At 67.6% G+C, this 1,373-nt stretch carries 2 protein-coding genes; both read right to left on the reverse strand.

Annotated elements, in window-relative coordinates; all coding sequences use genetic code 11:
- Positions 1–123 precede the first annotated feature (123 nt).
- Positions 124–309, reverse strand: a complete 186-nt coding sequence (locus GVY64_RS36910; RefSeq protein WP_159851319.1) for a hypothetical protein — start codon at positions 307–309, stop codon at positions 124–126.
- A gap of 361 nt (positions 310–670) precedes the next feature.
- Entirely contained in the window at positions 671–1,009 is a 339-nt protein-coding gene (locus GVY64_RS36915; protein ID WP_159851321.1) for a hypothetical protein, read from the reverse strand.
- Positions 1,010–1,373: the final 364 nt, after the last annotated feature.

The raw sequence follows: 1,373 nt of genomic DNA on the forward strand, positions 1-1,373 counted from the left end.
CTTTCACTCCCAACACCGGCAGCAACGGCTCGATCACCCCCCACTACTCCTCGGTCAACTCGTGCCTACGCACCACAACCGAGAATCACACCACATCAACCACGCCAACTTTAAGGACGGACCCTAGCGGAGTTCGTTGGCAAGCCGTCGGGCCCGACCGCAGTTTTCCCCATCGGTCAGGTTGCCGCGAGTGGGGACATCGACGTACACCGCCTTGTCGCCGAAACGCCCCAGCACGCCGTGAGCGGGGTCGTCGGCGTCCTTGGTAACAGTGCAGAACGCTTCGTCGCCGAGCCAGGTGTCGCTCAAGAAGAAGGTTCTCAGCGTTCGCGCGTCCTGGACGTCGCGGTTGAGGGCAATTTCTCGCTCACGCCGGAATACAGCTGTCGCATCGCTTCCGGTCTGTGTCCTCGCGTACACCATGCTGTTGCCCCGGCGGTCGCCCGCTGACATACCGAGCGCAGATGTCCCCTCCCGCCAGCACGTTCCTGTCCGTGCCCGGGTTCGAAGGACGTCCACCCGGCTCAACACCTCCTCCGGCCCGATACGGGCAGCTTGCCGCGACTCGCGGCCGCCTCCAGGCCTTCGGCGAGGCGGACACGCGTGGCAGCTCGGTCACGCACCTCGGCGATCGTCACGGTGCTGCCAGGCGCGATCCCGCTCCTGGCGCTTACCACGTCCGGTCCCGTACGGTCAGGCCGTGTTCGCACACTGCCTCCTCCAGTGCGGCCACGCCGTCGGGCAGCGATGTGGGCGAACCAGGAGTGACGACGCCGTCCCTGCAGAAGTCCAGGTGCAGCAGGGCCCGCCGCTCTAGCATGACGTCCGGGCGTGGGGCTCCGTCCATGATGACCTCAGCGTCGCCCAGCGTGACCAGCACAAAGTGCGGAGCGATATCGGCCGCCACGGCGCCGCGCCGCCGGCGCAGAGCAAAGGCGTCACTTTTGGCGCGAGTGATGCGCTCGGAGACGGCCACCTCCTCGGCAGTCTTGCCCATCGCGAGCGTCACCTCACACACCTCCGGTGGCGCACCCGGCCCAGCGCGGAGTCGGCCACCTCGCTGGATTCGACCCACGGGGGCGCCGGGCCTGGGTAGCACGCACGGAGCGCTGGTCACGGAGTCGACCCCGCCCCGCCACGATCACGTCGGACTCGCCGCCGCTGATCGTGCCCGCCGCAGTGTGGACACCGGTCAGGCCACTGGACACCGCAGGTTGACAGTCAAACCCGGAAGACCGTCCGGCATGCCCGTTACCTTTCTCGTGGGTCCGATCCAGGGCCTCGGTCGCCGGGCCCGGTATGACTTCTTGCCCCTGTCTTTCGCATGATCCGGGGGGTGGTGTCGCCGGGTACCGGTGGCATCGGATGGACCG

It is taken from the genome of Nocardia sp. CY41, from assembly GCF_009829325.1.
GTDB lineage: Bacteria > Actinomycetota > Actinomycetes > Mycobacteriales > Mycobacteriaceae > Nocardia.